Source organism: Brevibacterium sp. CFH 10365, from assembly GCF_009299785.1.
GTDB lineage: Bacteria > Actinomycetota > Actinomycetes > Actinomycetales > Brevibacteriaceae > Brevibacterium > Brevibacterium limosum.
In genome coordinates this window covers 42613-67366 of the sequence record NZ_VIGO01000003.1, presented here as the reverse complement: position 1 = coordinate 67366, position 24754 = coordinate 42613, and the positions used below count along the sequence as shown (strand labels likewise).

General features: G+C 65.9%; 23 protein-coding genes. 9 read left to right on the top strand and 14 right to left on the bottom strand.

Annotated features, from left to right (window positions below; genetic code table 11):
- Positions 1-8 precede the first annotated feature (8 nt).
- Together FHG09_RS06500 and FHG09_RS06495 are read right to left on the bottom strand one after the other, a co-directional pair.
- A complete protein-coding gene (locus FHG09_RS06500; RefSeq protein WP_152346857.1) occupies positions 9-635 on the bottom strand; it encodes a GNAT family N-acetyltransferase in 627 nt (208 codons plus the stop codon).
- The gene (locus FHG09_RS06495; RefSeq protein WP_227492587.1) at positions 632-1675 is read right to left on the bottom strand and encodes a bile acid:sodium symporter family protein; all 1044 of its coding nucleotides are present in this window, start codon (positions 1673-1675) and stop codon (positions 632-634) included. The genes FHG09_RS06500 and FHG09_RS06495 overlap by 4 nt, the downstream gene beginning before the upstream one ends.
- A 200-nt stretch (positions 1676-1875) precedes the next feature.
- Between FHG09_RS06495 and FHG09_RS06490 the strand changes: the two genes are divergently transcribed.
- Positions 1876-2619 (top strand): phosphoglyceromutase, encoded by a 744-nt coding sequence (locus tag FHG09_RS06490; RefSeq protein WP_152346856.1) that lies wholly within the window; start codon positions 1876-1878, stop codon positions 2617-2619.
- Between the two features lie 81 nt (positions 2620-2700).
- On the opposite strand, the gene FHG09_RS06485 is transcribed toward FHG09_RS06490, so the two are convergent.
- Complete coding sequence (locus FHG09_RS06485) at positions 2701-3618, bottom strand: LysR family transcriptional regulator (protein ID WP_152346855.1); 918 nt, start codon at positions 3616-3618, stop codon at positions 2701-2703.
- 71 nt (positions 3619-3689) lie between these two features.
- Between FHG09_RS06485 and FHG09_RS06480 the strand changes: the two genes are divergently transcribed.
- Positions 3690-4634, top strand: coding sequence for an EamA family transporter (locus FHG09_RS06480; protein ID WP_152346854.1), 945 nt, complete (start codon positions 3690-3692; stop codon positions 4632-4634).
- A 197-nt stretch (positions 4635-4831) separates the two neighbouring features.
- Here the strand turns inward: FHG09_RS06480 and phoU are convergent, their stop codons facing one another.
- Complete coding sequence (phoU, locus tag FHG09_RS06475) at positions 4832-5494, bottom strand: phosphate signaling complex protein PhoU (RefSeq protein WP_152346853.1); 663 nt, start codon at positions 5492-5494, stop codon at positions 4832-4834.
- 266 nt (positions 5495-5760) lie between these two features.
- On the opposite strand from phoU, the gene FHG09_RS06470 reads away from it, so the two are divergent.
- Both FHG09_RS06470 and FHG09_RS06465 read left to right on the top strand, forming a co-directional pair.
- Entirely contained in the window at positions 5761-7140 is a 1380-nt protein-coding gene (locus FHG09_RS06470; RefSeq protein WP_227492586.1) for a sensor histidine kinase, read from the top strand.
- Entirely contained in the window at positions 7137-7820 is a 684-nt protein-coding gene (locus tag FHG09_RS06465) for a response regulator transcription factor (RefSeq protein WP_039208435.1), read from the top strand. The genes FHG09_RS06470 and FHG09_RS06465 overlap by 4 nt, the downstream gene beginning before the upstream one ends.
- 141 nt (positions 7821-7961) lie before the next feature.
- Here FHG09_RS06465 and FHG09_RS06460 read toward each other — a convergent pair whose 3' ends face one another.
- Positions 7962-8528 (bottom strand): hypothetical protein, encoded by a 567-nt coding sequence (locus FHG09_RS06460; RefSeq protein ID WP_152346851.1) that lies wholly within the window; start codon positions 8526-8528, stop codon positions 7962-7964.
- A gap of 374 nt (positions 8529-8902) precedes the next feature.
- Between FHG09_RS06460 and FHG09_RS06455 the strand changes: the two genes are divergently transcribed.
- From FHG09_RS06455 to FHG09_RS06445, 3 genes are read left to right on the top strand one after another with little or no spacing between them, the layout of a single operon-like run.
- Complete coding sequence (locus FHG09_RS06455) at positions 8903-9385, top strand: CarD family transcriptional regulator (protein WP_025779034.1); 483 nt, start codon at positions 8903-8905, stop codon at positions 9383-9385.
- The gene (ispF, locus tag FHG09_RS06450; RefSeq protein WP_227492638.1) at positions 9379-10677 is read left to right on the top strand and encodes a 2-C-methyl-D-erythritol 2,4-cyclodiphosphate synthase; all 1299 of its coding nucleotides are present in this window, start codon (positions 9379-9381) and stop codon (positions 10675-10677) included. Before FHG09_RS06455 ends, ispF begins: the two co-directional genes overlap by 7 nt.
- A gap of 16 nt (positions 10678-10693) precedes the next feature.
- Positions 10694-11713 carry a hypothetical protein gene (locus tag FHG09_RS06445; protein WP_152346849.1) on the top strand — a complete coding sequence of 340 codons (1020 nt, stop codon included), beginning with the start codon at positions 10694-10696 and terminating at the stop codon, positions 11711-11713.
- A 72-nt stretch (positions 11714-11785) separates the two neighbouring features.
- Here FHG09_RS06445 and FHG09_RS06440 read toward each other — a convergent pair whose 3' ends face one another.
- From FHG09_RS06440 to FHG09_RS06420, 5 genes are all read right to left on the bottom strand, one after another.
- Positions 11786-13195, bottom strand: a complete 1410-nt coding sequence (locus FHG09_RS06440; protein ID WP_227492585.1) for an amino acid permease — start codon at positions 13193-13195, stop codon at positions 11786-11788.
- Between the two features lie 171 nt (positions 13196-13366).
- On the bottom strand, positions 13367-14038 hold the full coding sequence (locus FHG09_RS06435) for an MBL fold metallo-hydrolase (RefSeq protein WP_152346848.1): 672 nt from the start codon (positions 14036-14038) through the stop codon (positions 13367-13369).
- Positions 14038-15129, bottom strand: a complete 1092-nt coding sequence (locus tag FHG09_RS06430; protein WP_152346847.1) for an S-(hydroxymethyl)mycothiol dehydrogenase — start codon at positions 15127-15129, stop codon at positions 14038-14040. Before FHG09_RS06430 ends, FHG09_RS06435 begins: the two co-directional genes overlap by 1 nt.
- A 309-nt stretch (positions 15130-15438) precedes the next feature.
- Positions 15439-15552 (bottom strand): methionine/alanine import family NSS transporter small subunit, encoded by a 114-nt coding sequence (locus FHG09_RS06425; protein ID WP_152346846.1) that lies wholly within the window; start codon positions 15550-15552, stop codon positions 15439-15441.
- A gap of 1 nt (position 15553) precedes the next feature.
- The gene (locus tag FHG09_RS06420; RefSeq protein WP_152346845.1) at positions 15554-17113 is read right to left on the bottom strand and encodes a sodium-dependent transporter; all 1560 of its coding nucleotides are present in this window, start codon (positions 17111-17113) and stop codon (positions 15554-15556) included.
- Positions 17114-17360: 247 nt separating this feature from the next.
- Here FHG09_RS06420 and cysS point away from each other — a divergent pair, with 247 nt between their 5' ends.
- Positions 17361-18812, top strand: a complete 1452-nt coding sequence (cysS, locus tag FHG09_RS06415) for a cysteine--tRNA ligase (RefSeq protein WP_152346844.1) — start codon at positions 17361-17363, stop codon at positions 18810-18812.
- A gap of 61 nt (positions 18813-18873) precedes the next feature.
- Positions 18874-19812, top strand: coding sequence for a 23S rRNA (guanosine(2251)-2'-O)-methyltransferase RlmB (rlmB, locus tag FHG09_RS06410; protein WP_152346843.1), 939 nt, complete (start codon positions 18874-18876; stop codon positions 19810-19812).
- Between the two features lie 66 nt (positions 19813-19878).
- Here the strand turns inward: rlmB and FHG09_RS06405 are convergent, their stop codons facing one another.
- The 4 genes from FHG09_RS06405 to FHG09_RS06390 all read right to left on the bottom strand — a co-directional run bounded on the left by FHG09_RS06405 (position 19879) and on the right by FHG09_RS06390 (position 24583).
- Positions 19879-21384: an APC family permease gene (locus tag FHG09_RS06405; protein WP_152346842.1), complete on the bottom strand. Its 1506-nt coding sequence runs from the start codon at positions 21382-21384 to the stop codon at positions 19879-19881.
- Positions 21385-21520: 136 nt separating this feature from the next.
- On the bottom strand, positions 21521-22432 hold the full coding sequence (locus tag FHG09_RS06400) for an SDR family NAD(P)-dependent oxidoreductase (RefSeq protein ID WP_227492584.1): 912 nt from the start codon (positions 22430-22432) through the stop codon (positions 21521-21523).
- Between the two features lie 135 nt (positions 22433-22567).
- Complete coding sequence (locus tag FHG09_RS06395) at positions 22568-23809, bottom strand: DUF4032 domain-containing protein (protein ID WP_152346841.1); 1242 nt, start codon at positions 23807-23809, stop codon at positions 22568-22570.
- 75 nt (positions 23810-23884) lie between these two features.
- Positions 23885-24583 (bottom strand): ABC transporter ATP-binding protein, encoded by a 699-nt coding sequence (locus tag FHG09_RS06390; protein WP_227492583.1) that lies wholly within the window; start codon positions 24581-24583, stop codon positions 23885-23887.
- Positions 24584-24754: the final 171 nt, after the last annotated feature.

The following is a 24754-nucleotide window of genomic DNA, read 5'->3' as shown; positions in this document are numbered from 1 at the left end:
AACCCGGTTCAGGTCAGCGGGAGCTTCATTCCCTCATGGCTGGCGACATAGCCGAGTCGGGCATAGAAACGCCGTGCGTCGGTGCGTGATCTGTCGGTTGTGAGCTGAGCGAGTCCGGCGCCGAAGCGACGCCCGCATTCGTGAGCCCACTCGAAGACCGCTGTGCCGAGCCTGATGCCCTGGGCCGCGGCACCGATTCGCACCGCTTCGATCTGCAGCCGGAGCGTGCCGCGGCGAGACAGGCTGGGCAGCAGGCTCAGCTGCAGGGTCCCGACGACGGTCGACGCATCGTCGGTCTGATTCCGGTTCGCGACTTCGACGACGGCGACGAGGAGCTGATTGGGATCGGCGGCGATGAGTGCGAAGGCGCGGGCATAAGGGCCCGCCTCCTCGGCGTCGGTGGTTGCAGTGTCGGCGGCGGCGGGTGCGGAACCGGCTGCGGCCTCGCCCGCACGGCCGACCGTCTCAACGCCATTCTCGCGGGCGGCGCCGAGGACGTCATCACGCAGCAGCGCGACGAGGGCGGGGACATCGGACTCGGCGGCGCGGCGGATGATGAACGTCCGACCAGCCAGCACCACGGTCTCCGGGGCGAATCCGTCGAAGCCTCTGCCCGCGGACGCCTCGGCGGTCATCGGCTCGTGGCCCCACCGGATGACGCATCGGCGGTTGCAGGCTCACCGCCGGACGCATCGACCGGCGGCTTGCCGTACGGGCGGCGGGCGAAGATCGAGGCCACCAGGGCACCGGAGACGTTGTGCCACACGCTGAAGACCGCTCCGGGCAGTGCCGCCAGCGGCGAGAAGTACGTGGTGGCCAAGGTCGATGCCAGCCCGGAGTTCTGGAGTCCGACCTCGAAGGACAGGGCGCGACGCGTCGGAGTGTCGAGGCGGCAGGCCGCGGCCACACCATAGCCGACGCCGAGCCCGAGCAGATTGTGCGTGACGACCGCCAGCAGCACGAGCACGCCGGCGGTGGCGATCGAATCGGCCGAACCGGCGACGACGATCGCGACGATATAGGCGATGGCGATCGAGGCCAGCCACGGCAGCACCGGTGAGATCCTGTCGATGAGCTTCGACGCGAACACGCGGACGATGACACCGACGATGACCGGCACGAGCACCGTCTGGCAGATCGAGACGAACATCGACCAGAACGGCACATCCATGTACGAACCGGCCAACCACAGAGTCAGCAGCGGGGTGAGCACGGGAGCGCACAGCGTCGACAGAGTCGTGATCGACACCGACAATGCCGTATCGCCCTTCGACAGATAGGTCACGACATTCGACGCGGTGCCGCCGGGAGCGCAGCCGACGAGGATGACGCCGACAGCGATCTCGGGCGGAAGCGCGTAGACGGTCACGACGAGGAGGCCGAGCAGCGGCATCGCCACGAACTGAGTGACGACGCCGAGCACCGCGATCCACGGCCGCTTCGCGATGCGAGCGAAGTCCGGCAGGGTCAGCGTCAGGCCCATGAAGAACATGACCACACCGAGCGCCCACGTGATCGACGGCGCCAGAGGCGTGAAGGCGTCGGGCAGCAGGAACCCGAGCACCCCGGCGATGACGACGAGGACCGGCAGAGCCGTGACGGCGATGATCGAACTGCGGTCGGCCGCAGGAGCGGCATTGCCCCCGGAAGCCTGGTGTGCTGGCGTGTGTGACATGCGTCCAGGCTACGCCGACCATTTTGTCATTCGAGACACATAGCCGGATCGTGAGACTGGGCCGCAGCCCCGGCCCAAGCCCGCCGCAGTCCCGGCACAAGCCCGGCGCAGCGGCGGTGCATCGACAGCGCCTTGTGCATGGACCGCCTCGACGACGGTCGGCGGCGACCCCATCTGAGCGATCGTGCCAAAATGGAGCCATGACGTATAACCTCATCCTGCTGCGCCACGGCGAGAGCGAATGGAACCAGAAGAATCTGTTCACCGGATGGGTCGACGTGACCCTGACCGACAAGGGCCGTGCCGAAGGCGAACGCGCCGGTGAGCTCCTGCGCGAGCAGAGCCTCATCCCCGATGTTGTCTACACGTCGCGACTCAAGCGCGCGATCCTCACCGCGAACATCGCGCTCGAAGCCGCCGACCTGTCCTGGCTCGACGTCCACCGCAGCTGGCGCCTCAACGAACGTCACTACGGCGCCCTGCAGGGCAAGAACAAGAAGGAGATCCGCGACGAGTTCGGCGAAGAGCAGTTCATGATCTGGCGCCGCTCCTTCGACACCCCGCCGCCGGCCCTGGCTGACAGCTCGGAATTCTCACAGGCCGGTGAAGCCCGCTACGCCAACCTCGGTGACGCGATGCCCCGCACCGAATGCCTCGCCGACGTCATCGACCGCCTCCTGCCCTACTGGTACGACACCCTCGTGCCTGAACTCACCGTCGGCAAGACCGTGCTCGTGGCCGCCCACGGCAACTCGCTGCGCGCACTGGTCAAGCACCTCGACGGGATCTCCGACGCCGACATCACGGGACTGAACATCCCCACCGGCATCCCGCTGCACTATGAACTCACCGAGGAATTCACCCCGGTCACCCCCGGCGGAACCTACCTCGACCCCGAGGCGGCTGCAGCAGCCATCGGGCAGGTCGCCAACCAGGGACGCTGAGCCACGCCGCGTCCTGTTGCCACCGTGGACGGGGCGGGACCCGTCCACGGTGGGAACAGGACGGGCAGCCTCGGTCCGGACTCATGCGCTGATCGTGTCGGCCCGCCCGGCGATCGCCTTCATCTCCTCGAGCAGAAAGGCGATCGCGGGGGAGGCAGACATCGACTTCCGCCACACCAGCGAGATCGTGCGGGCAATGCTCGGATCGTCCAGCGGCACCGCCACGACATCGGCCGGCAGGTGCGGCCTGCCCAGCCGCGGCACCAGCGCCAACGCCCCGACGGCACGGACGAACTCGATCTGCGTGTCATATTCGATGGCCCAGTAGTCGATTCTCGGCTTGCTGTGCAGCTCCTCGAACAGCGCCGTCAGCCACCGATGGCACACGGCATTGCGTGGAGCCGAAACGAACATCTCACCGAGCAGATCGCTGCGGGTCACCTCGGCGCTGGCGGCCAGACGATGGTCGCGATGCATGACGATATCGGCCCGATCCACAGCGATCCGCTCCGAGATCAGAGTCGCAGGCAGGTGCAGTGAGGACGAATCCCAGCCGAAGATGAGCGAGGCGTCGATCCGGCCGGCCGAGACCATTTCGATGAGCTCATCCGGCTCCTCCTCGAAGTTCGACACCGTCAATTCCGGCGCCGAGGCGGCCAACCGCGGCAGCGCGGGCACGAGCAGTCCGCGGATCCCCGTTGAGAACCCGCCGACCGTGATCCGTCCCCGCGGCTCACCCGATTGGGCGCGGGCCGCGGTCTCAAGACTCTCCAGCTCCTCCAGCAGGCCGGCCCCGCGCCGACTGAGCTCCCGCCCCATCGGAGTCAGCGCAATGCCGCGGCCCGTGCGCTCGGTCACCGGCGCACCGAGGTAGCGCGAGAGCTTCTGGAGCTGATGGCTCACGGCCGCCGGCGTATACCCCAGGGACTCGGCCGTCGCCGTGACTGAACCGAGCGAATCGAGGGCGACGAGGGTGCGGAGCGCAACAGTATCGATCATCAAATTATCTTAATGAAACAATGGATAGACTTTCAATGGAAATTTGACGACGTAACTGGAATGCTTGAATCATGCGCTCGGTCCACTACATCCTCGCTCTCCTCGTCGTCGTTCTCTGGGGCGTCAACTTCATCTTCATCGACTTCGGTCTGCGCGACTGGCCGCCGCTGCTCCTCGTCGCCGCTCGCTTCACCTTCGTCGTGGTGCCCGCGATCTTCTTCGTCCGCTTTCCCCGTGGCTCCTTCGGCCGCATCCTCCTCATCGGCACCTTCATGTCGGCCGGCCAATTCGGCCTTCTCTACACCTCCATGGCACTCGGACTGCCCGCCGGCCTGACCTCGATCGTCATCCAGATCCAAGCCGCGTTCACCGTCATCGTCGCGGCCTTCGTGCTGCACGAGATCCCGAGTCGCCGCCAGATCATCGGCATCCTCATCGGGCTCGTCGGCCTGGCCGTCATCGGCCTGAGTCTGCAGGCCTCCGTGCCGATCGTCGCGTTCCTCGTCGCCGTCGGCGCCGCCCTGTCCTGGGCGACGGGCAACGTCATCGCCCGCGGCGTCAAACCCGGGACGAACGGCGTGCAGATGACCGTGTGGTCGGCTCTCGTCGTCCCGATTCCGATGGTCGCACTGTCGACGCTCATCGACGGACCCGCCGAGGTGGTCCACGCTCTCACTCACCCGACCTGGGGAGTCGTCGCCTCGGTCGTCTACACCGCCGGGCTGGCCTCGCTGGTCGGCTATGTCATCTGGAACTCGCTGCTCGCCCGCTTCCCGGCCTCCCAGGTGGCGCCGTTCTCGCTGCTCGTCCCACCGGTCGGAGTGATCTCCGCCTGGATCGTGCTCGGAGACCGGCCGAGCATCGCCGAACTCATCGGCGGAGTCCTGCTGCTCCTCGGAGTCGCCGTGACGACGGGAGTGTTCAAGACCCTGGCACGCGGCATCAGGAACGGGTCACTGAGGCGCCGAAGGGTCGTCGTGAGACAGACGCCGGAGGAGGTCTCGGCATCCAGCTGAAGTCCGACCCAGCCGAGGTTCTCCAGCTGAGGCCCGGCCCGGCTGAGGTTCAGCCCGGCTGAGGTCCGGCTCAGCCGAGGTTCAGGCCGGCTGAGGTTCAGGCGGCCTCTGACTGACGGGGCCGAGACGCACGAAGCGCCCCGGCACCTGCTGTGCCGGGGCGCTTCGCTGGGCGTCTGCCTCTTCGCGCTGGGGTCTCACTTCTTCGACAGGTAGGGTTCCCAGTTTCCGGTGAGCAGGTACTCGACCTTCTGCGACACCGACACCGCATGGTCACCGAAGCGCTCGTAGTAGCGCGAGAGCAGGGTGACATCGGCGATATGACGGGGAGCCAGCGAACCGGCCGGAACCTCGGCGAGCTTCGCGAACACACTCAGGTGGAGCTCGTCGAGCTCCTCGTCGATGGCGTTGATCGTGGGCACATCGGACAGGCCGGGATTCGAGAGCAGACGCTGCGTCGCCTCGGCGATCTTCTCACCGGACTCACCCATCCGCGTGAACGTCGGTCCGAAGACATCGGGGATCGCGGACTCCGGATAGCGGATGCGCACCTGCTGTGCGATGTGACGGGCGAGGTCGCCCATCCGCTCGAGCGAGGCCGACATCCGCAGCGAACCGATGACAGCGCGCAGATCCGCGGCCACCGGAGCCTGCAGGGCGAGCATCTCAGCGGCCTGCTGATCGAGGGTGAACTGCATATTGTCGATGACGGAGTCGGCCTCGATGACCTGCTCGGCCAGCTCGAGATCATTCGAATGCAGCGACTGATTGGCCAGGCTGATGGCCTCGAAGACCTTGGTGGACATGCCGACCAGCTGGGTGGCCAGATCGTCCAATTCGTTTCTGAAGACTTCGCGCATGAACTGCGGTTCCCTAACTCTTGGTCGTGACAATCGGAGGTGACTGTCGGCGGTGCGTGGTGTCGGAGGGGTGCCGGCGCTTCCGGTCCGCGCCCTCGGCGGGGGAAAGCGGAAGGCAGGAACGACGGGGAACGCAGGCACACAGACGTCAGCATCGCATGATCGAGTGAACGGCTCCAGACGAGAAGGTGAATTCCTCGGCAAATACAGCCAGCAGAAGTGAATTCGGTGCACCGCGACGATGGACAACGCCTAAGCTTGAGGCTGTGGATCTCTTAGTAGTGGCGGTCCTGACCGGCGTCGTCGGCCTGGGCCTGGGTATAGCGGGAATTCTTGCGTTCCGATTCAGCGAACGCTCCCGCGATGCTGCCGATCTGCATTCCGAGGACGACCTGCCCGAAGGCATCGCCGAAGTCCTGGCCGTCCTGCCCTCGGCCGCGATCGTCATCGACGCCGGTGACGACGTCGTCAAAGCCTCCCCGGCCGCGTACACCTTCGGCCTGGTCAGGGGGCATTCGCTGGCGTCTCCCGAGATGCTGCGGGTGGTCGGCCGCGTCCGCGCCCGCGGTCTCATCGAAGAGATCGACCTCGAACAGACACGTGAGAACTCCGACTCCGTGCTCCGCTACCTCCACGCTCGCGTCGCCCCCTTGGGCACCTCCTTCGTCCTCGTCCTCTGCGACGATCAGACCGAATCCAAACGCGTCGACGCCGTCCGTCGCGACTTCGTCGCCAATGTCTCCCATGAGCTCAAGACGCCGATCGGGGCGATGGCCCTGCTCGCCGAGGCGGTCACCGACTTCGCGAACGACCCGGCCGCCGTCGAACGCTTCGGCGGGCGGATGCAGCGGGAGTCGAAGAGGCTGACCCAGCTGGTGCAGGAGATCATCGACCTCTCCCGGGTCCAGGACCACGCCGCTCCCGCCACGACCGAGAAGATCTCCGTCGCCGAGGTGGTCGACGATGCCGCTGACCGCGCTCGGACCGGGGCGGAAGGCAAGAACATCCACATCGAGGTCTCCCCGCCGAGCGATCTGCTCATCGAAGGCAACTACGAACTGCTCGTCAACGCGGTGCGCAACCTCATCGACAATGCCGTGAACTACTCGCCGGAGGGCACCCGCGTCGGAGTCGGAGTCGACCTCGTCGACGAGCGCATCGAGATCACCGTGACCGACCAGGGCATCGGCATGACCGCTCAGGACACCGAGCGCGTCTTCGAACGCTTCTACCGAGTGGATCCGGCTCGTTCCCGGATCACCGGAGGCACCGGGCTGGGCCTGAGCATCGTCAAGCACATCGTCGCCACCCACGGCGGCGAGGTGCGGGTGTGGAGCCAGCTGAACAAGGGATCGACATTCACCATCGTGCTCCCGCTGGCCGGAACCGCGGCCGATGCCTCCGCCACCGATTCGGCCCCGGCCGGGGTGCTCATCGAGCACTCCGCGGATCCGACCGGAACCGCCTCGGTGGACGATGACGGGCACGGAGCTGCCGCGTCCGACGTCGACGGCGCCGCCGGCGACGATGACGGCCCCGCCGGCGACGATGACGAGTCCGCCGGAGATAATGGAGACGGCGGGGCGACCGCCGACTCGACCAAGGATCTGACCGAAGAAAGCGAACAAAGGAAGCTCACAACGTGACTCGTATTCTGCTTGTCGAGGACGAAGATTCGTTCTCGGACCCGCTGTCGTACCTGCTCGGTAAGGAAGGGTACGAGGTGACGGTCGCCGATGACGGGCTCAAGGCTCTGGCGGAGTTCGACCGCACCGGCGCCGATCTGGTCCTCCTCGACCTCATGCTGCCCGGTGCCTCCGGAACCGAGGTGTGCCGCGAACTGCGGGCGAAATCCAATGTGCCGATCATCATGCTCACGGCCAAGGATTCGGAGATCGACAAGGTCGTGGGGCTCGAGCTCGGGGCCGATGACTATGTGACGAAGCCGTACTCCTCACGTGAGCTGCTGGCTCGCGTGCGGGCGGTGCTGCGACGCAATGTCGAGACCGAGGAATTCGAGGACGAGTCCGTGCTCGAGGCCGGGGGAGTGCGCATCGACGTCGAACGCCATGTGGTGTCCGTGCGTGGTGAAGAGCAGTCCATGCCGCTCAAGGAGTTCGAGCTGCTCGAGATCCTCGTGCGCAACTCCGGGCGCGTGATGACTCGCGGTCAGCTCATCGACCGGATCTGGGGTGAGGACTATGTGGGCGATACGAAGACGCTCGATGTCCACGTCAAACGTCTGCGTGCGAAGATCGAGGAGAACCCCTCGGAACCGCGCCTGCTCACCACAGTGCGCGGACTCGGGTACAAGTTCGAGGCATGATGCGCCGGCCGGCAGCGAACGAACCGGCCGGCGGTGAAGGCAGCAGCCGACGCTGAATGCAGAAGGAGCCGCTCACATGTTGTGAGCGGCTCCTTCTGTGCTCTCGCGCGGGATTGAGTACGTGCGCTTGACGAGGCCTGTTCAGCCGTTGGCTGCCGCGGTTCCCTCTGCGGCGGAACCGGCATCCTCGCCGGGCATGTCCGACGGCGACTCGGAAGGCGACTCCGACGGCACGTACTCTTCGTAGTACGGCAGGGCATCGGTGAGCAGCTGAGTCTCGAAGACCTTCTCGTCGCTGCCGTTCTTGACGGTGATATCGACGAGGTCGCCGGGATCGGCCTTGAGGCTGTCGACGGTGACGACTTCCTTGGACGAGGTCTCGGGACTCATCGGGTCCTGGACGAAGGTGTCGCCGGCCTTGATCGATTCGCTCACCGTGGTGCCGCTGACCTCGATGGACACCTCGGCGGTGGAGTCACCCTTGTTGATGAGGGTGAAGAACAGCTGAGCCGGGCCCGAGGCTTCCTGGTCCGTGATGAGCATGAGCCCACGGACTTCGACGTCACCGACGGAACCCGAAGCTCCATCGCCGCCGTTGTAGTGGTATTCGGCGGTCTGATGGGGAGACAGCAGGCTTGCACATCCGCTGACGGGGATAACGAGAGCGAGTGCGGCAACGGCGAGAGCCGCGCGGTTGTGCCGTTTCATTATGCTCCTTGAAGTGGCAATACAAGATCAGTCTGTATACTACCCGGTTTTTGACCTGCTGTAGAACCGGGTGGTCGGTGCGGACGGACTTCTGGGACGCTCGGGCGCGTCGCGGCTGAAGTTCCGGTGAAAAGCGAGCGAAGTTCGGTCTGCGTCGCAATCGGTCGAGGTTCTCTTCCGCTCGTAGTGCCGGTGCTCCCTGTCGCGGATGTTCTCGCTGGCAGAGGCGGCGGCAGGGCCGGTCCCGGTGTGCGGGGCAGCGGTTCCGGCGACCGGGGGAGGCGGAGCCTAGCATGAAGATTCGTTACCCTGAACGATTTCTGTGGCGAGCCTCATGGTAAACTGGTATTCCGCGAAAGGGGTTTGAAGAGAATATGAGTTTCCAGGTCGGCGACACTGTTGTCTATCCACATCACGGTGCAGCGACAATCCAAGAAATCAAGAAACGTGCCATCAAAGGTGAGGAGAAGCTGTATCTCAAGCTCCAGGTCGCCCATGGCGATCTCGTGATCGAAGTCCCGGCAGAGAACTGCGATCTGGTCGGTGTGCGAGATGTCGTCGGCGAAGAGGGCGTCGAGAAGGTCTTCAACGTCCTGCGTGCCGAATTCGTCGAAGAGCCCGCGAACTGGTCACGCCGGTACAAGGCCAACGTTGAGAAGCTGCAGTCCGGTGACGTCATCAAGGTCGCCGAGGTCGTCCGCGATCTCTGGCGTCGCGAGCAGGACCGCGGCCTGTCGACCGGCGAGAAGCGCATGCTCTCGAAGGCTCGCCAGATCCTCGTCTCCGAACTCGCCCTGGCCGAGAAGAAGGAAGAGTCCGAGGCAGAAGCCCTGCTGGACGAAGTGCTCGCATCCTGAGCACCTGTGTCATCATCCCGGCCGCCGGGTCGGGATCGCGTCTGGGCTGCAGTGAGCCGAAGGCTTTCGTCCGTGTGGCAGGACGGAGTCTTCTGGTCCGCAGTCTCGAGACGATCATCTCCTCGGGAGTCGCCTCCGCAATCGTGGTGGCCGCTCCCGAGGAGTTTCTTTTGCGCGCACGAGAAGAAATCGCCGGTGTGACGGCAAAGACGAAATGCGAAATTTCAATTACAGCCGTAGCAGGTGGAAGAGATCGCATTTCCTCAGTACAAACAGCCTTGAAACATAGCGGTGATGCGGAATTCGTCCTCGTCCATGATGCGGCGAGGTGTCTGACCCCGCCCGATGTCTTCACGCGAGTGGTCGCCGCGCTGCACTCCGGCGCCGAGGCTGTCGTCCCGGTCCTGCCGATGATCGATACCGTAAGGCGGGCCATTTCTGATTCTGCAGGGGCTGTGGGCGCCGGTTCTCCCGAAGTGGTGCGGGGAGACCTCGATCGGGCCGAGCTGCGACGGGTCCAGACGCCTCAGGGGTTCTGGGCCGAGGTGCTCCGGCAGGCCCATGAGCAGTTTGCGACCGGTGGCGCTGGCCCGACAGGAGGAGCCGCATCGACAGGAGGTGCTGGCTCAACCGATGGTGCTGGCCGGGCAGGCAGTTCGCCTTCGACGGACGATGCGGGCCTGGTCGAGCGACTCGGCATCGACATCGTCGCTGTCGACGGTGACGAAGAAGCACTGAAGATCACCTACCCGCTCGACCTCATCCTCGCCGAGAGGCTCGCTCGGGTGCGCGACGAAGGAGCCGCGATGAAACAGATCATTCCCCACACCGGAATCGGCGTCGACGTTCACGCCTTCTCGGCCGATCCCGCACGCGAACTCTGGGTCGCGGGACTGCTGTGGCCGGGAGAACCCGGGCTCGAAGGACATTCTGACTCCGATGTCGCCGCCCACGCCTGCTGCGATGCACTGTTCTCTGCGGCGGGGCTCGGCGACCTCGGCGAGCACTTCGGCGTCGATCGACCGGAATTCGCCGGTGCCCCAGGTGCGGTCCTCCTCGCCGAGGCGGCCCGCATCGTCCGCGAGACAGGCTTCGAGATCGGCAACATCTCCGTCCAGGTGATCGGCAATCGGCCGAAGATCGGCACCCGCCGTACCGATGCGCAGCAGACTCTGTCGGCCGCCGTCGGAGCACCGGTGTCGGTGTCGGGCACCACTTCTGACGGCCTCGGGCTGACCGGCCGCGGCGACGGAGTCGCCGCCGTCGCCACCGCACTGATCCACTCGAACTGAGTCAGGAGAGGCAGCAGTGAGAATCCTCTTCCAAGGAGCCGGTGCCATCGGCATCGCCGGGGCCGCTCTCTTCACCGATGCTCATGAGGTCGCCGTCGTCTCCCGTTCGGCTGGCGCCCAAGGTTGGGCCGCCTTTCCGCGACGCGTGAGCACCATTGACCCGACCGGGTCCGATCAGACGAGGGGCGGGCACAGCAGCCTGTCGGTGACTCGAGTGGCCGCGACTCGGCGGGTGACGGTCACAGGCTGGCCCGAGGCGGCCGCTGCGGGAGGCTGGGATCTCATTGTGCTCACGACCCGACCGGGCGATCTCGACCCCGCGATAGCCTCGGCGATCCGGGACATCTCACCCGCGTTCATCGCGACCACGAGCCAGGTCGATGGAGACCTCGAGCGTGCGCGTGCAGAATTCCCCGGCACCGAGGTGGTCGTGTTCGGGCCCGCGTTCCTCTCCGAGCGGCTGGAGCCGGGTGCGCCGATCGATGGTGAACGCGAAGCTGACGGCCGCGATGCTGCGGCCGTTCGGGAAGTCGAACCGGGGCGAGAAGTGAGGTTCTGGGCACCGGCCGGCGCACCGAGATTCCTCGCTGCCGGTCGACCGAGCACGGTGCGTTCGCTTGCCCGCGGGCTGGGTCGGCTCGTCCTGCCTGTGCCGATGGATGCCGTGCTGCTCCCACCGGCGGTGTTCATTCCCTTCGTCGCCGAACTGAGTATCCGCGACGGGAACTGGGTCGCACTGAAAGCACATCTGGGCCGCCCGGCAAAGGCCGCCGGTGAGGCGGTGCGCGCCCGGCTCGGGGTGCCGATCCCTGTATTCGGGCCCGCCGCTCGGGTCGTGCTCGACGCCATGGAACGGATCGTGCCGATCGACGTCACGAGCTATGCGGGCAGACACTTCGCCCGACATGTGGGCCAGACCCGGGACATGCTCGCGGGCTGGGCCGAATCCGCAGATTCCGCGCACGCTCTGCCAGAGCTCATCGCAGAGCTGGACGAGAACGGCCCTGGACACTCGGACGCGCGCCGCTCCGCCTGAATGTCGGAGGTCAGGACCCGGCTCGGCGATCATGTTTCGGGTGGGCCGCCTCGGTGACGGTGAACGGCGGCCTCAGACCTTGGCGTTGGGGTGGCGCTTCGTGACGACGAGGCCGACGAGGTAGAGCGCGATGACGAAGATGAGCGTGCCGACGATCTGGAAGCGCACGGATTCGACGGTCAGGCCGAGCCCGATGATCACGGCGATTCCGGCCAGAGTGACATACGACAGCCACGGGTAGCCCCACATGCGCAGGGGCAGGGACCGGCCGGCCACCTCGGCGCGACGGCGCAGGACGATCTGCGAAACGAGGGTCGCGACCCAGGTGACGATGAGCGTCGAGCCGACGATGTTGAGCAGGACTCCGAGGACCTCGGCGGCCCAGAAATAGTTGAGCGCGACCGCGACGAAACCGAACGCCGAGGTGGCCAGCACCGCAGGCACGGGCACGCCGCGACGATTGGTGCGGCCGAGCCCGCGCGGAAGCATGGACCGCTGTGACATCGAGAACGACATCCGGGACGCCCCGTAGATGTTCGCGTTCATCGACGACAGCAGCGCGATGACGATGACCGCGGCCAGCAGCGAGGCGATGAACGGCAGCCCCGCGGTCTCGAGCACGGCGACGAACGGGGATTCGGCCAGGCGGTCATCCGTCCACGGCAGGACGAGGACGATGACGGCCACGGACCCGATGTACAGGAACAGGATGCGCCACACGATCGTCTTGATCGCCTGGGAGACGCTGCGCTCGGGATTCGCGGTCTCGGCCGCGGCGACAGCGACGATCTCGATGCCGCCGAAGGCGAAGGCGACGACGAGCAGACCGGCGGCGATGCCGGAGATGCCGGTGGGCATGAACCCATCGGCGAAGACCTGCGCGGGCGGTTCGGCCGGGGTCCACCCGAACAGGTACGCGGCACCGAGGACGACGAAGAGGACGACGAAGGCGACCTTGATGAGCGAGAACCAGAACTCGAACTCACCGAAGCTGCCCGAGGTGGTGAGGTTGATGGCCGTGAAGACGAGCATGATCGCCAAGGCGATGACCCACTGCGGGACGGACGGAATATAGGAAGCCGCGATCTGTGCGGCGGCGGTGGCCTCGGCGGCGACGACGAGACACAGCTGGACCCACCACAGCGCACCCACGGCGAAGGCCGCGGCCGGCCCCATCGCCTTGCCCGCGTAGTGGGAGAACGCTCCAGGGTTGGGGTCGGCGGCGACGAGTTCGCCGAGGGCCCTCATGACGAAGATGACGATGAGACCCGCGACGACATAGGAGATGAGCACGGCGGGACCTGCCGCCTGGACTCCGGCACCGGAGCCGACGAAGAGACCGGCACCGATAGCCGAGCCGAGACTCATCATCACCAGATGGCGGGGCTTCATCCCCACCTTGAGGCCGGTGGACGTGGCGGCGGAAGCGCCGGACGAGTCGGACGCTGACTCGGCGGGCTGTGAAGACTGTGATTCAGGCACCCGATGAGTCTATCCGTCAGGGGCGGAAAGCGCAGACGCGGGTCGCGAACCCGTGTGGGTCGCGACCCGCGTCTGCGAGTTGCATCGGTCGGCCAGAGACCGATCAGCGGCCGGTCGGTGACGCGATCTGCGTCAGGGCCGGCGGACCGTCAGCGGCTGGCCTGCGGTGAATCAGTGGCCGCGCTTGATCCAGTCCTCGAGGGCCGGACTCTCGGCACCGATCGACGTCGAATCACCATGCCCGGTGAGCACGACGGTCGCCTCGGGCAGCGGGAAGAGCACGTCGCGGATCGATTCGATGATCGTCTCGAAGCTCGAGTACGAACGCCCCGTGGCTCCGGGTCCGCCGTTGAACAGCGTGTCGCCGGAGAACAGCACCGGACCGACCGCGCGACCGGCACCCGCCGACGGGGGGACCGGCAGACCGGTCTCGACGAAGAAGCACGTCGAACCGGGGGAGTGGCCGGGAGTGTGCAGCGCCTTGAGCTTGACCCCGCCGATGGTCCAGGTGTCGCCGTGGGCGATCTGTCCGTCGGGACGATAGTCCTCGTAGGTCATGTCCCACAGCACGTAGTCCTCGGGATTGAGGTACACAGTGGGATTGCCCACCCGCTGTGCGAAGTCGCGGACGACTCCGACGTGATCGTCGTGACCGTGCGTGAGCAGGATGGCCTTGACGTCTCTGGATCCGACCGCCTCGGCGATCGCATCCACGTCGTGGGCGGGGTCGATGACGATGACCTCGGAATCATCGCCGATGATCCACACGTTGTTGTCGACGTCGTGCGTCTCACCGTCCAGAGAGAACGTACCTGAAGTGACGAGATGTTCAATAGCAGTCATTACAGCTCCACCACCGATCGCAGGACCTGGCCCTTGGCCATCTTCTCAAAAGCCGATTCGACATCGGCGATGCCGATGCGCTCGGACACGAACTTCTCGAGCGGGAAACGTCCCTGCTGGTAGAGGTCGACGAGCATCGGGAAGTCGCGGTCGGGCAGGCAGTCGCCGTACCAGGAGGACTTGAGCTTGCCACCGCGACCGAACACGTCGAGCAGCGGCACCGTGAGCTCCATCTCCGGGGTCGGCACACCGACGAGGACGACGGTGCCTGCGAGGTCACGGCCGTAGAAGGCCTGCCGCCAGGTGGCGGGGAGTCCGACGGCGTCGATGACGACATCGGCGCCGAAGCCTCCGGTGCGCTCCTGGATCGCGGCGACGACCTCGTCCTCGCTCATGCCCTTCGTCGACACCGTGTGCGTGGCACCGAAGTCGCTGGCCCAGTCGAGCTTCTTCTCATCGATGTCGAGAGCGATGATCGTGTTCGCCCCGGCCAGAGCGGAACCGGCGATCGCAGCGCAGCCGACACCGCCGGCACCGATCACGGCCACGGTCTTGCCGCGGGTGACCTCACCGGTGTTGATGGCGGCGCCGATTCCGGCCATCATCCCGCAGCCGAGCAGACCCACGACGGCGGGATCCGCCTCGGGGACCTTCGTGCACTGACCTGCGGCGACGAGCGTCTTCTCGGCGAACGAGCCGATGCCCAGAGCGGCCTCGAGCTCGGTGCCGTCGGTCAGTGTCATCTTCTGCGAAGCGTTGTGGGTGTCGAAGCAGTACCAGGGCTCGCCGCGCTTGCAGGCACGGCAGTCGCCGCAGATGGCGCGCCAGTTGAGGATGACGAAATCGCCGACCTCGACTTCGGTGACCCCGTCGCCGACCTCGGAGACGACTCCGGCGGACTCGTGGCCGAGCAGGAACGGGTAGTCGTCGCTGATTCCGCCTTCGCGGTAGTGGAAGTCCGTGTGGCAGACGCCGCACGACTTCACATCGACGATGACCTCGCCAGGACCCGGATCCGGGATGACGATGTCGGTGAGTTCGACTGGGGCTCCCTTGCTGCGGGAGATGACGCCCTTGACGGTCTGTGGCATTGCGTCTCCTTCATGTCTTCGACGACGGGGTCCAGCTGCCCGGAGCACCCGAAGTGGACTGAGTGCACCCCCGGACGGAGTGCTCACAATCCCCACCCTAACCAAGCACGCTGGGCTCGACCAGTGGCGACCCGGTGGCGAGACGGTGTGTGTGACATGGGCGGGGTGAGGGTGGAACGACGAAGGCGGCCCGATGCTTGTGATGCATCGGGCCGCCTCGGTGAGGGTAAGCCGATCCGCGTCGCCGAGGCGGCGCTGCGGATCCGACTCGACCGGACGTGATCAGGGGTGGGGCTCACCCCGGCATGATCAGTCGGCGACGTCCTCGTCGGGGTGCTTGCGCAGGTGCAGCATGGCTGCGATCAGGCCGCCCCAGACGGTGACCATGGCGATGACCATCATGACGATTGCTGAAGTGCCCATGTCAGGCTCCCTTGTTCTCGGTGCGGAGGTTCTCTTCTGCGACGGAATCGGCGATCGCCGCTTCCATCTCATCAATGGTCTCCTTGGGCCATCTGATGAGGGTGAGGATGATCGAGCCGACGATGAGCAGTCCGATCATGCCCCAGCCGTAGACGCCGGTGATGAGCGGCGGGTAGCCCTCGTAGCCGTCGGAGACGAATGTGATGATCTGCGTGATGAGCATGTAGACGAGCACCACGCCTGTGATCGAGATGAGCGTCATCCAGATCGGACCGAGCCTGAAGCTCGAGACCGCGTTGAGGTGACGGCTGAAGACCGGCAGCTTCCGCATGGCCCAGCCGACGACCACGATCGACATGATGGCGGAACCGACGATGCCGACGTTGTTCGCGAACGCATCCATCGTATCGAGCGCATACAGGCCGGTGACGGTGGGCATGAGCAGAATGGACACGACGCCCATTCCGCCGACGATCCACGCTGTTGAGGCCTTGTTGCCGACGCGGAACTTGTCCCGCAGCGCCTGGATGGGCACCTGGATGATCGAGATCAGCGAGGTCAGGCCCGCGAAGACGAGGCAGGCGAAGAAGACGAATCCGAAGATCGCGCCTCCCGGCATCTCCGAGATCAGCGTCGGGAAGCCGACGAAGGCCAGGCCGATGCCCGAGGACGCGACATCTGCGACCTCGACGCCCTGAGCGGCGGCCATGAAGCCCAGTGCCGCGAAGATGCCGATGCCGGCGAGGATCTCGAACGCGGAGTTCGAGAAGCCGACGACGAGGCCGGCGCCGGTGAGGTTCGTCTTCTTCTTCAGGTACGAGGCGTAGGTGATCATGATGCCGAATGCGATCGACAGAGAGAAGAAGATCTGGCCATAGGCCGCGATCCATACGCTCGGATCGGCCAGAGCCTTGAAGTCCGGAGTGAACAGGGCGTTGAGTCCCTCTGCGGCACCGGGCAGGAACAGAGACCGGACGACGAGTGCGAGGAAGAGGACGATGAGCAGCGGGATGAAGATCTTCGAGAAGTTCGCAATGCCGTTCTGAACACCCATGAGCAGGATGATGAGGACGACCACCCAGACGAGGATGACCGGGATGAGCACACCGGGAACGAACTCGAGCGAGATGCCGGGATCTCCCATCTTGAGGAATTCGCCGAAGAAGAATCCTTCCGAGTCGTCACCCCACGCTTCGGTGAGTGAGAAGAACATATAGGAGCCGGCCCAGCCGATGATCGCGGCGTAGTAGATGCCGATGACGATCGCGACACCGGTGGCGAACCAGCCGATGGGTTCTGCGCCCTTGTGTGCCATTCGGTGGGCCAGCGGTGCCGAACCGCGCGAACGGTGCCCCATCGCGTAGTAGAAGAACAGCAGCGGGATGCCTGCCGTCAGCAGTGCGACGAGGTAGGGGATGATGAACGCGCCGCCGCCGTTGTCATAAGTGATATAGGGGAAGCGCCAGATGTTGCCGAGGCCGACCGCCGAGCCGATGGCCGCGAAGATGAACGCGCCGCGGGAGACGAAGACCTCCCTCTGGGGTGATGACTTGGGTGACATGATGTCCTTTCTTGACCGGTCGCGGATCATCGCGACCGAGTGTGGCCACCGAAGTTTCGTCTGCGAGACCGGTGGGCCGGTGTGAAGTCCGAATAGCGAGAAGGACTCGCGAGCCGAGCTTCATTGCTTGATCCCATTTTACTGGGAATTCACTGTGCGATGTGCCGCGCATCACGTGAGCCGCATAACAGTCTAGTATCGAATTCGCAGAAACCGTGAAAACGGTCGGGCCCGGTAGACTTGGGGCGTGACTATCTCGCTCTATAACACCGCCAGCCGCACGACCGAAGAACTGCGCCCCGTCAACGACGGTCAGGTCGGTATCTATGTCTGTGGTGCCACGGTGCAGGGCGAACCGCATATCGGCCACCTGCGCTCGGCCTCGGTGTTCGACACTCTGCGGCGCTGGCTGCTCTACAGCGGCTACCGGGTGACCATGATCCGCAATGTCACCGACATCGACGACAAGATCCTGTCGAAGTCCGTCGAGGAGGGGCGGGAATGGTTCGCCCACGCGTACAAGTACGAACGCGCCTTCACCGCCGCCTACGAAGCGCTCGATGTGCTGCCGCCGAGCAGCGAACCACGCGCGACCGGGCACATCACCGAGATGATCGAACTCATCTCCCGCCTCATCGAGGCCGGTCATGCCTACCCCGCGCTCGACGGCAGCGCCGATGTCTACTTCGACGCCGCCTCGTGGAGCGACTACGGGGCGCTGACGAACCAGAAGCTTCAGGACATGGAACTGGCCGAAGGCGCCGAGCTGCGCGGGAAGAGGGACGCCCGGGACTTCGCGCTGTGGAAGGCGCACAAGGACTCCGAGCCGATCACCGCCTCCTGGCCCTCGCCGTGGGGACGGGGCCGGCCGGGCTGGCACATCGAATGCTCGGCCATGTCGACGAAGTATCTGGGGTCGAACTTCGACATCCACGGCGGCGGACTCGACCTGCGCTTCCCGCATCATGAGAACGAGCTGGCGCAGTCCCGTGCCGCCGGAGACCAGTTCGCGAACATCTGGATGCATTCCGGCCTGCTCAATGTGGCCGGGGACAAGATGTCGAAGTCCCTGGGCAACTCCGTCTTCGCCTCCGACCTGTTCGACACGTTCAGCCCGCTGGCCGTCCGCTACTTCCTCACCGGCGCCAGCTACCGGTCGATCCTCGACTTCTCGAACGAGGCAATGGAACGTTCCGCGGCCTCGCTCGAGCGACTGCAGAACTTCCTCCAGCGCGCTCGCCAGGCACTCGGGGCGGACGCGCCGAGGTTGCCGGACGTCAGCTACTCCTATGCCGGACGCGGCGTCGACGTTCCCGCCGAATTCGCCGCCGCCCTCGACGACGACCTCGGTGTGCCTCGTGCCCTGTCCGTGGTCTTCGCCTCCGTGAGCGAGGGTGCGAAGCTCCTCGACTCCGGCGCTGATCGGGCGGGGCTGGCGCGGATCGTCGCCGAGGTGGAGCTCATGCTCGACATCCTCGGAGTCAACCCCAGCGCCGCGGTCTGGTCCGGATCGGCCGCCGACGACAAGGCGGAGTCCGCACTCGACTCCCTCGTGGCCACCATGGCCAAGCGCCGGGCCGAGGCGAAGGCGGAGAAGGACTTCGCCACCGCGGATGCCCTCCGTGACGAACTGGCCGCGGCCGGCGTCATCATCGAGGACACGGCCGACGGGTACCGCTACCACCTCGGCGAGGGCTGAGGTCGACGAATTTCGGCCACGGGCATGAGCCCGCGGCCCCAACGCACCTGATAGGAATCATATGGCTTCCAATCCCCGCTCCGGCGGTTCGAAGAAGGGCCCGACCAAGGGGTCGGGCGGCAAGAACAGGCGCAGTCTGCGCGGCAAGGGTCCGACGCCCAAGGCCGAGGACCGCGTCTACCACAAGGCGCACAAGGCCGCGCAGCAGCGCAAGAGCTCGAACGCCTCGGCGCAGGCGAAGCGGAAGAAGAAGGAACTCGGACCGAACATGGTCGCCGGGCGCAATTCGGTCCTGGAGGCTCTGCGCGAAGGCGTTCCGGCCACCGCGATGTACGTGTCCGGTCGCATCGACTCCGATGACCGTGTCCGCGAGTCGATCACGCTGGCGACCCAGCGCGGCATCTCGATGCTCGAGGCGAGCAAGCCCGACCTCGACCGGCTCACCGACGACGCGATCCATCAGGGCATCGCCCTGCAGGTCCCGCCGTACGACTACGCCGACCCCTCCGACCTGCTCGAATTCGCGGCCGAACGCGCAGAGACGCCGCTGCTCGTGGCCCTCGACGGGATCACGGATCCCCGCAACCTCGGTGCGATCGTCCGGTCGACTGCGGCCTTCGGCGGTCACGGTGTGATCATCCCCGAACGTCGCGCCGCCTCGATGACGGCCGCTGCGTGGAAGACCTCCGCCGGCGCCGCTTCGCGCATCCGCGTGGCACAGGTCGTCAATCTGGCGCGGACGATCGATGAGCTGAAGAAGCAGAACGTGTTCGTCGTCGGTCTCGACATGGACGGTGACGTCGATCTGCCCGAACTGACCTTCACCCGCGACCCGCTGTGCATCGTCGTCGGCTCCGAGGGCAAGGGGCTGTCGCGGCTGATCTCGGAGAAGTGCGACCAGATCGTGTCGATCCCGATCGCCGCGACCACCGAGTCGCTCAACGCCGGCATCGCCGCGGCCGTCTCGCTCTACGAGGTCGCCCGAGCCCGCCGCCCCTGACCCCTCTTACTACCTGACGGCGGCCCAGCAACCTCGCGAGGTTGCTGGGCCGCCGTCAGGTAGCAATCAGGAGTCTACGGTGGTGCGGTAGTCCTTTTCGCTGAGGTGACCGACGACCGAGTGGCGGCGGCTGTAGGTGAAGTAGACCAGCGCGCCGACGGCCATCCACACGCAGAAGACGATCCAGGTCCGCCCGCCGAGGTTGACCATGAGGAACGCACACGCCAAGGCTCCCAGCGCGGGCACGACCGGCCCGAACGGGACCTTGAACGAGCGGTCGAGGTCGGGGCGCTTGAACCGCAGGTAGATGACGGCGATATTGACCAGGCAGAACGCGAACAGGGTGCCGATGCTCGTGGCGTCGGCGAGTTCGCCGAGCGGAATGAGCGCCGCGGTGATCGCGACGAGACCGCCGACGATGAGGGTCCCGACCAGGGGAGTGCCCGTGCGCTGCGAGACGACACCGAAGATCTTCGGCACCATTCCGTCCCGGGCCATCGTCAAAAGGATCCGCGACTGACCGTAGAGCACGGTGATGACGACGGAGAAGATCGCGAGCACCGCCGCCACGGCGAAGAGAAGGACAGCGATATTCGATCCGGTGATCTCCTCGACGATCTGGACCAGCGGCGCATGAGCGCCCTCGAACCACTGCCACTGCCTCGCCCCGATCGCGGTGACGGCGACGAGGACGTACATCGAGGTGACGATGAGCATCGAGAAGATGATCGCCCGCGGCAGGTCCCGCCGCGGATTCTTCGCTTCCTCACCTGCCGTGGACGCGGCATCGAAGCCGATATACGAGAAGAACACGCTCGAAGCGGCCGCGGTGACACCGGCGGCACTCATCGGCAGCATCGGCGCGAAGTTGCCGGCCTTGAACGCGGTGAAGGCGACGATGGCGAAGAACACGAGGATGCCGATCTTGACGAATACGAGCAACGTGTTGACGACACCGGACTCGCGGGCTCCGCGCATGAGCAGCACGGTCGCCAGGGCCACGACGACGAGGGCCGAGACGTTGATGACCCCGCCCGGGTTCTCGGCCAGGCCCGGCCCCGTGGTCAGGGATGCCGGCAGCTCGAGACCGAAGACGCGCAGGGTCTCGTTGACATAGTCGGCGGCGCCGACTGCGACCGCGGCGACCGAGACCGCGTATTCGAGGACGAGGCACCAGCCGCAGACCCAGGCGACGCCTTCACCGAGGGTGGCGTAGGAATACGAATAGCTCGACCCGGACACCGGCACCATCCCGGCCATCTCGGCGTAGCTGACCGCCGACAGCAGCGCCGTGATGCCGGCGAGGACGAAGGCGATCCAGACGGCGGGACCGGCCACGGGAACCGCCTCGCCGAGGATGACGAGGATGCCCGTGCCCAAGGTGGCGCCGACGCTGATCATCGTCAGCTGGAACACGCCGAACGTCCGCCGCAGTCCACCCGACTGCGCGGTCTGCGCATCGGTGTGGGCTTCGGCGGTCATGGCGCTGATCGACTTGCGCCGCCCCAGCTGCCGCAGCACCCCTGTGGGAGTGGACGTCGGCGGGGTGGACGGTGTGCGCGAAACGGTCATTTGAATATTCTTGCATAAGCATGAATATTGTCTCGCCGGGTCTCCGCGTGATCACGGGCGAATCCGGCCCGCGGCGTCGCCGATCTCACACGGCGATGGCGGAGATTCGCCACGCCGATTCCACACGGCAGAGTGCTCACACGTCGGGGATGAACCGACCGTCATGCGCCATCCACCCGCCGTCGACGAGCTGCGAATGCCCCGTGACATAGCTCGACGCGTCCGAGGCGAGGAACACGACCGGCCCGGCGATCTCGTGCAGGCGCCCCCACCGGCCCAGGGCGGTCTTGTCCGCATACGCGTCCCACCATGTCCCGTCGGCCTTGATCTGCTGAGTCAGGGGAGTGTCGAAGGGCCCGGGCAGGATCGCATTGACCCTCACGCCCTGACCGCCCAGCTCGCTGGCCATCGTCTTCGTCAGCTGCACGACCCCGGCTTTGGCCGCCGCGTAGAGTCCCTGGCCGGGCTCGATGGCCAGAGCCCGGAACGAGGCGTAGGTGACGATCGATCCCCGGCCGCGGGAGCCCATCTCCCGACCGAAGCCGCGCATCAGCCGGTACGTGCCCTTGAGGTTGAGGTCGATGACCCGATCGAATTCGTCATCGGTGGTGTCCGTGAGGCGTTTGCGCACGTTCGCGCCGGGAGTGATGACGAGGATCTCGGCATCGGCCCACGCGGAGACGAGCGCGTCGACGGACGCCGTGTCCGTGATGTCGACGGCCACCGCCGTGGCAGTCCCGGCAACCCCGTCGGCCCCGGCAGTCCCGGCAACCCCGTCGACCCCGGCAGTCCCGTCGGCCCCTGCGGCAGATTCCGTGGCGGCGGATCCGGAGCGACGCCCGGCGATGAGGGCGGCGGTCTCCTCGGCGCCGGTGAGGTTGAGATCGGCGACGACGACATGCGCACCCGCGTCGGCGAGCCCGATCGCGCTGGCCTGCCCCAGCCCGGAACCGGCCCCCACGACGACGGCGGTGCGGCCGCTGAGGTCGAACAGGGACGGGATCGACGGGTTGTTCACATTCGTGGGCATCGGCTCGTTCGTCGACATCGGGAATCCTTCCAAGCGGGGTTCGGTGCAGGAGCGACACCGGTGTCGTCTCCGTGGACTTCAAAGGTATGCCCGCCGAGGCGGCCCTGCCGACCCCGTTTCACCTTGTGGAACATCGGCTGGGCTGGGGGAGGGTCAGAACTTCTTGCTGTCGACGTAGCGGATCTCGTCGGGGAGGTTCGCCAGGTAGTCGACGATGAAGTACGCGATGGCCTCCATCGTGGGGATGTCGCGTTGGCGGGCACGAGCCATGGTGCGGCGGTGTTCGGCGAACTCGTAGAAGATCTGCCCGGGTTCGAGTTTGCGGGTGAGGTTCTCCGGGATCGCCTGGATGAGGGGTTTGTACACCTCGTCGAGCCAGCGGCGGGCGGCCTGGGATTCGTCGAGTTCGTCGAATTCGGCGATCTCGGGAGCCGATCGGAACGAATCGAGGTCGTTGAGCATCGCTCGGGCCTGGTTCTCGTTCGCGCCGATCCCGGTCAGACGCAGCAGACGCCTCGAATGATGGTTGGGTTCGACGACTTTGGGGGAGACGAGGAGGCTGATGCCGTCGATATCGGTCGTCACCGTCAGCTCGCCGAGGTCGAAGCCCAGATCGTTGAGGCGGCGGATGCGTTCGTCGATGCGCCAGCGTTCGTTGACGCTGAATTCCTCGACCCGGGTCAGCTCCGCCCACAGGGCGCTGTACGACTCGCAGAGTCGCTCACCGGCCGCCAGCGGATCGGTCTCGGGGTCGACGAGTCCCGCGGCCTGCAGGTCGAGGAAGTCCCCGGCGATGTTCATCCGCGCGATCCGCAGGTCCATGTTCCGCTGCCCGTCGGAGAGCTGCTCGTGCAGCTCACCGGTCTCGGCGTCGACGACATAGGCGGCGTAGGCATCGGCGTCGCGGCGGAAGAGCGTGTTCGACAGGGACACGTCTCCCCAGTAGAAGCCGACGAGGTGGAGGCGGACGAGGAGCACGGCCAGAGCGTCGACGAGGCGGACGCCGGTGTCAGCGGCGAGATCCCGGGAGAACAGCGCACGATAGGGCAGGGAGAACTCGAGATAGGCGGTGATGAGGGCGCCCTTGAGAGTCTCGCCCGATTCGGTCCGACGGCCGTTGACGATGGCACGGGGTTCGACGAGGGGGACGTCGAGGTTGCCGAGCGCACCGAGGATGTCGAACTCACGCAGGGCTTGTGCGTCGTCGGTCTCCTTGATCGCAAGCACTTCGTCTCCGATCTCGACATATCTGACGACGTGCCGGGAGATTCCGCGGGGCAGCCCGCCGAGCAGCGTCTCCGGCCACTCGGCCAAGGGCAGGTGCCAGGGGAGTCCGGCCAGGGCCGCACGATCGGCGTTCCGGATCGTGTGGATCTCCGGCGCGGGAACAGCCACGTCGCCCGCGGTTGTCGGCGCCGGCGGGGCGGCCTGCGATGACGGGTCCGGCGAGGGCAGGGTTCCCGGCACGGTTCAGGAGTCCGTGTCGGTGTTCGAGGCCACGAGCGCCTCGGCGAGGTCGGGTGTCTCCACACCGATGAGCCGTCCGCGATCGAGGAAGGCGATCCGGTCGCCGAGGACCTTCGCATCCTCGAGATCGGAGGTGGCATAGATCGTCGTCAGTCCGAATTCCTGCTGCAGGCCCTTGATCAGCGACAGTGTCTCCGTCTGCTGTTCGGGGACGAGGTTGACCACGGGCTCGTCCATGATCAGCACCTTGGGCCGGCGCACCACGGCGCGGGCCAGGGCCACGGTCTGGCGCTGCAGCTGGGTGAGATCGCCGGGGACCGAATCGAGGATGTCGCTCAGCCCGATCTTGGCCATCACGGATTCGACGCGTTCCCTGATCTCGTCGGCCGGCAGACCGTCGACGCGCAGCGCAAAGCCGAGGTTGTCGCGCACGCTCATATGGGGGTAGAGCGCGTAGCTCTCCAGCGCCAGGGTCACATCGCGGTCGTTGACGGCGGCGTGGGTGATATCGGCGCCGTCGATGAGGATGGTGCCGGTCTTCGGGGTCTCCAGGCCGTGGAGCATCCGCAGGATCGTCGATTTGCCCGAAGCAGTGGGGCCGTAGAGGACGAGGAACTCGCCGTCGTCGACGAAGAGATTGAACGGGTGTACGGATTCGGACGTCGTGTTCTCGTAGACATGACTGAGGCCATTCAACGACACCGTTGACATAAGTCCTCCTAAAACTTCTGAATAACTCCGTGAGCAGCTGGTCGTCGGTGACCTGGCGGGGATGCTCAGTCACTCTCATCCTAAGGGGTGGAGAGTCCGGGTGCTCTGTGAATTCGACAAAGTGTAGAGTGATTCTCAGCACGATGGCTCTGCGCCGACGCA

What these genes read in the sequence shown, in the direction of transcription:
- FHG09_RS06500 (WP_152346857.1), bottom strand. Translation starts at nt 635, where the DNA reads ATGACCGCCGAGGCGTCCGCGGGCAGAGGCTTCGACGGATTCGCCCCG.
- FHG09_RS06495 (WP_227492587.1), bottom strand. Translation starts at nt 1,675, where the DNA reads ATGTCACACACGCCAGCACACCAGGCTTCCGGGGGCAATGCCGCTCCT.
- FHG09_RS06490 (WP_152346856.1), top strand. Translation starts at nt 1,876, where the DNA reads ATGACGTATAACCTCATCCTGCTGCGCCACGGCGAGAGCGAATGGAAC.
- FHG09_RS06485 (WP_152346855.1), bottom strand. Translation starts at nt 3,618, where the DNA reads ATGATCGATACTGTTGCGCTCCGCACCCTCGTCGCCCTCGATTCGCTC.
- FHG09_RS06480 (WP_152346854.1), top strand. Translation starts at nt 3,690, where the DNA reads ATGCGCTCGGTCCACTACATCCTCGCTCTCCTCGTCGTCGTTCTCTGG.
- phoU (WP_152346853.1), bottom strand. Translation starts at nt 5,494, where the DNA reads ATGCGCGAAGTCTTCAGAAACGAATTGGACGATCTGGCCACCCAGCTG.
- FHG09_RS06460 (WP_152346851.1), bottom strand. Translation starts at nt 8,528, where the DNA reads ATGAAACGGCACAACCGCGCGGCTCTCGCCGTTGCCGCACTCGCTCTC.
- FHG09_RS06455 (WP_025779034.1), top strand. Translation starts at nt 8,903, where the DNA reads ATGAGTTTCCAGGTCGGCGACACTGTTGTCTATCCACATCACGGTGCA.
- FHG09_RS06435 (WP_152346848.1), bottom strand. Translation starts at nt 14,038, where the DNA reads ATGACTGCTATTGAACATCTCGTCACTTCAGGTACGTTCTCTCTGGAC.
- FHG09_RS06430 (WP_152346847.1), bottom strand. Translation starts at nt 15,129, where the DNA reads ATGCCACAGACCGTCAAGGGCGTCATCTCCCGCAGCAAGGGAGCCCCA.
- FHG09_RS06425 (WP_152346846.1), bottom strand. Translation starts at nt 15,552, where the DNA reads ATGGGCACTTCAGCAATCGTCATGATGGTCATCGCCATGGTCACCGTC.
- FHG09_RS06420 (WP_152346845.1), bottom strand. Translation starts at nt 17,113, where the DNA reads ATGTCACCCAAGTCATCACCCCAGAGGGAGGTCTTCGTCTCCCGCGGC.
- rlmB (WP_152346843.1), top strand. Translation starts at nt 18,874, where the DNA reads ATGGCTTCCAATCCCCGCTCCGGCGGTTCGAAGAAGGGCCCGACCAAG.
- FHG09_RS06405 (WP_152346842.1), bottom strand. Translation starts at nt 21,384, where the DNA reads ATGACCGTTTCGCGCACACCGTCCACCCCGCCGACGTCCACTCCCACA.
- FHG09_RS06400 (WP_227492584.1), bottom strand. Translation starts at nt 22,432, where the DNA reads ATGTCGACGAACGAGCCGATGCCCACGAATGTGAACAACCCGTCGATC.